This window comes from Actinomycetota bacterium, from assembly GCA_035759705.1.
Classification (GTDB): Bacteria; Actinomycetota; CADDZG01; order JAHWKV01; family JAHWKV01; genus JAJCYE01.
This window is the reverse complement of the sequence record DASTUJ010000005.1, coordinates 1-3,964: the sequence shown is the minus strand read 5'-3', so window position 1 is coordinate 3,964 and position 3,964 is coordinate 1. Positions and strand designations below refer to the sequence as shown.

Sequence of the window (3,964 nt, the reverse complement as noted above, 5' to 3'; positions counted from 1 at the left end):
CGCATGCTCCGTCACCTGGATCTGTCGCAGCTGGACGAAGGAATCGGGCTGACCGGGCAGGGATCGGAGGTCCTTGAGATCCACCTCCCCCACCAGAACCCGTCGGAGCTTGACGTAACCATCCTGGTGCGCCGGGACGAGGAGGTCACGGTCGACTACGAGTACGGCCACGTGCACTTCAACTCCTCGGTGGGAGCCGATTGGGTCAGCCAGTCCCTCGAGTTCATCTTCGGGGCGCTGCAGGGCGGCGTGAAGGTGGAGATTTGGGCCGACGGCGACAAGCTTCAGCAGAGCAGGGCTCTGATCCTCTTGGAGAACGGCGACTGGCACCCGTTTCCGATGTGGTCGGCTAACCCCTCGCCGGCCCTCGGCGAGCCTGCCGCCATCGTCAAGGTGCTGTCTTTCGTTTAGGAGACCGAGAAGATCCGGTAGAAGGTCAGGTTGAGCGTCTCCCGGATCAGGCCGTCGCGCTTGGTCTCGTCACTCTCGGGAATCTCTGAAGCCGACACCGCGGCGTCGAACCCCAGGTCCTCGGCCATCTCCCTGGCCCGTCCGAGGTGCAGAGGGTCGCTGACGAGAACGATCTTGTGGATCTGGCGCTCCTCGGCGAGGCCGGTGAACTTCTGCAGGCTGTCCAGCGTGTCCTCGCCCGCCTTGATCCCGGTTACCCGGTCCACCGGAAGGGTCTGCTCCAGGTAGGCCGTGCCGGCCTGCCCCTCGGTGAATCGGTCCCCCTCCTGCTTGCCGCCGAGCACGACGATGAGCGGAGCGACGCCCCCCTCGTACAGCTGGCGTGCGTGGTCCAGGCGGGCCTTGAAGACCGGAGAGGGGTCGCCGTCGTACTGGGCCGCCCCCAGCACCACAATGGCGTCCGAGGGGGGACGCTGGTCCTGCCTGGACGTCTGCCATATTCCTCCGGCCGTCCACAGCAGATACAGAATCGGCGCCATGGCCGCCACAACCACCAGCTTGAACAGGATCCTCATCGTTTCGAGCTTACCCCCCGATGCAAGAATTCCCGACTAATCTGTGCGTCCCACCGAGTACGAGGAGCTGACACGGATCCCGAGATCGTCATCCTGAAGAAGGGCCAGGCCCAGCTCGGAGCCGCCGCCCTGATGCAGAGTCACGCCGATTACCCGGCTTTCACCTCCGTCTACCCCGACAAACGACGCCGCAACAAGGTTCTTCCCCACTTTTTCTTCGCCACAGTCAGGGACGCCATCCCGTTCGGGGCGGTCTACGCCGCGATTGAGGACGGCGTGGCGCTGGGGGTGGCCGTCTGGCTGCCGCCGGGCGCTTTCCCGTGGTCGGCCGTCCGCAAGTTGCGGGCGACCTGGCCCTTCACCAGGGTGTGGGCCGCCGATCCAAAGGGGTTCAGGACGTTTACCCGCCTGGGGGCCAACTCCGAGCTGCACCACCCGAAGGACCGGCACTGGTCGCTCGAGGCGCTGGGGATCCGGCCCGAGGCCCAGCGCAAAGGGCTCGGCACCCTACTGGTCCAGCCGATACTGGACCGCGCGGACTCCGAAGGCGTCTACTGCTACTTGGAGACGTCGAACCCGGCGAACGTCGCCTATTACGAACGGTTCGGCTTCCTGGTCACCACCGACCTCCCCCTGATTCCCGACGGCCCTCCGCACTTCGCAATGAAGCGGCCGATAGGCGGGCTCCAGGCCTCCTGAATAGGCCGGTGTTCCCGGATAAGGTGGGGAATGGCAAAATCGAAACCACCAAACGCTGCCGGCGGAACCTTCCGTCTGGGCGGAGATATGCCCGTCCACCGCATGGGGTTCGGCGCCATGCGGATCACCGGCCGGGGCATCTGGGGCCCTCCTGCGAACCCCGACGAGTGCATCCGGGTGGTTCGGCGGGCGGTCGAGCTGGGGGTGGACTTCATAGACACCGCCGACTCCTACGGCCCCAATGTCAGCGAAGAGCTGATCCGGGAGGCGCTTCACCCGTACGACGGCGTGACCATCGCCACCAAGGCGGGGTTCCTGCGATCCGGGCCGAACGAGTGGACTGAGAACGGCGACCCCGCACGGCTTCGCAAGGCCGCCGAGGGGAGCCTGAAACGGCTCGGGGTTGAGACGATCGACCTCTACCAGCTTCATCGAATCGACGAGAACTTCCCGCTGGAGGACCAGGTGGGCGTCTTCAAGGAGTTACAGGACGAGGGAAAGGTTCGCCACATCGGACTGTCCGAGGTGGGCATAGAGCAGATCGAGGCCTCCCGGAAGGTCGCCGAAATCGTCTCGGTGCAGAACATCTACAACCTGGCCGACCGGCGGTGGGAGGACGTGCTCGACTACTGCGAGCGGGAGGGCATCGGATTCATCCCCTGGTACCCCATCGCCACCGGAGACCTGGCCCGCCCCGAAGGCCCGCTGGCCTCGGTGGCGTCGGAGGCCGGGGCCACGCCCATCCAGGTGGCGCTCGCCTGGCTGCTCGCCCGGGCCGGGGTGATGCTGCCGATCCCCGGAACCGCTTCCGTGGACCACCTGGAGGAGAACATGGGCGCCGCCGGGCTCGAACTTAGCGACGAGCAGTTCAAGCTGATCGACGAGGCCCACCCCAAGGGGGACGCGGGGCCTCCTTAGGCCGGCTCGAATTCGACGTAACCCTCGAGCGGGTCGGCAGCGGCCAGCTTGACCGAGACCCGATCGCCCAGTGAATAGCTGGAGCCCTTGCTCCTGGCCAGCACCGCAGGCGAACCAATCTGCACCATCGCCCCCTTGGCACCCGTCTGCACCACAACGCCGGAGAACACCTCTCCCATCCGTTCGCAGAGCATCTGGGCCTCAACGAAGTCCACCAGCCGGCTGTCCAGCTCCCGGGAGCGCTTGTCGGCCGCCTTGAGCGCCTCCGGCGCCTCCGCCAGGCGGTCCAGCAGCGTCTGGGGCGGGCTACCGTTGCCCAGCAGGAGCTCGTTGCACAGCCGGTCGGCCATGCGGCGCAGCGGAGCGGTCACGTGTGCATAAGGCGCGGCTACTGCGTAGTGGTTCGGCTGCTCGGGCGGCTCGCCGTCGAAGAAGGCGTAGCCGGCGCCCCGGAAAAGGACCTTGGCCGCAGAGAGCATCGCCGCTTGCTTCGGCTTGGTGGAATCCAGGCTGCGGATGAACTCCTGGTACCTCATGGATTCCGGCCACTCCAGACCCAGGGCGGCGGCACTGGCCCTCAGGCTATCGACGGTCTCGTCGGAGGGGGCGGGAAGAGTCCTCAGCAGACCGGACCCTCGTTTGATCATGAGGTCGGCGGCGGCCATGCCGGTCATCAGCGACATCTGGGCGTTCCACCTCTCGACCGGCACGTCGCTACGGTAGACGACCTCGAAGCCGGCGGGCGTGTGCTCGACCTGCTGGTCGGGGAGCTTCAGGTCCACCCCTCCCCTGTCCCGCTCCACCTTCTGGCGCAGCAGACCCACCTCCTTCAGCACCTGCAGCGACTCGCACGTGCCCGGCGAGTCGATCTCTTCCTGGGCCTCGCGGTAGGTGAGGCGGCGGCGGCTGTGCACCAGCGCCCGTTCGACCGTCACCTCCGCTACCAGGCCTCCGGCGCCGACTTCGAAGGTCCACAAAACCGCCGGGCGATCCTGCTCCGGAAGAAGGCTGGCGGCGCCCTCGCTTAGGACCGGCGGGTAGAGAGGTATCCGCCTGTCCGGCGTGTAGAGCGTCGAACCCCGCTTCATCGACTCGGCCTCGAGGGCGCTGCCCGGGTCGACGAAGTGCCCGACGTCCGCGATCGCGTAGAACACCCTGTAGCCGGAATCCAGGCGGGATGCGGCGTAGGCCTGGTCGAGGTCCATGCTGCCCGGGGGGTCGATGCTCAAAAGTTCGATCTCCCGGCGGTCGGCGCGCTCTGGACCGGTGGGAAACTTTCTGCGGGCGACCCCGGCCGCCTCTTTTTCAACCTCCGGCGGGAAGCTCTCGGGCACGCCCATGCCCTTGCGGATTCTCTCGAA

The 3,964-nt window shown here is 66.7% G+C and carries 5 protein-coding genes; 3 read left to right on the top strand and 2 right to left on the bottom strand.

Annotation, left to right across the window (positions count from 1 at the left end; genetic code table 11):
- Positions 1 to 411, top strand: a 411-nt coding sequence (locus tag VFV09_00285) for a hypothetical protein (protein HEU4866139.1), incomplete at its 5' end; no start/stop codon positions are given.
- Here VFV09_00285 and VFV09_00280 read toward each other — a convergent pair.
- Complete coding sequence (locus tag VFV09_00280; protein ID HEU4866138.1) at positions 408 to 986, bottom strand: YdcF family protein; 579 nt, start codon at positions 984 to 986, stop codon at positions 408 to 410. The genes VFV09_00285 and VFV09_00280 overlap by 4 nt on opposite strands.
- 132 nt (positions 987 to 1,118) lie before the next feature.
- Here VFV09_00280 and VFV09_00275 point away from each other — a divergent pair, with 132 nt between their 5' ends.
- Both VFV09_00275 and VFV09_00270 read left to right on the top strand, forming a co-directional pair.
- Positions 1,119 to 1,685 carry a GNAT family N-acetyltransferase gene (locus VFV09_00275; GenBank protein ID HEU4866137.1) on the top strand — a complete coding sequence of 189 codons (567 nt, stop codon included), beginning with the start codon at positions 1,119 to 1,121 and terminating at the stop codon, positions 1,683 to 1,685.
- A gap of 30 nt (positions 1,686 to 1,715) precedes the next feature.
- Positions 1,716 to 2,603 carry an aldo/keto reductase gene (locus VFV09_00270; GenBank protein HEU4866136.1) on the top strand — a complete coding sequence of 296 codons (888 nt, stop codon included), beginning with the start codon at positions 1,716 to 1,718 and terminating at the stop codon, positions 2,601 to 2,603.
- On the opposite strand, the gene VFV09_00265 is transcribed toward VFV09_00270, so the two are convergent.
- Positions 2,600 to 3,964, bottom strand: a 1,365-nt coding sequence (locus tag VFV09_00265; GenBank protein HEU4866135.1) for an RNB domain-containing ribonuclease, incomplete at its 5' end; no start/stop codon positions are given. The genes VFV09_00270 and VFV09_00265 overlap by 4 nt on opposite strands.

Excerpts from the sequence above, each read along its gene's own strand:
- VFV09_00275 (HEU4866137.1), top strand. The coding sequence starts at position 1,119 with ATGCAGAGTCACGCCGATTACCCGGCTTTCACCTCCGTCTACCCCGAC.
- VFV09_00280 (HEU4866138.1), bottom strand. The coding sequence starts at position 986 with ATGAGGATCCTGTTCAAGCTGGTGGTTGTGGCGGCCATGGCGCCGATT.
- VFV09_00270 (HEU4866136.1), top strand. The coding sequence starts at position 1,716 with ATGGCAAAATCGAAACCACCAAACGCTGCCGGCGGAACCTTCCGTCTG.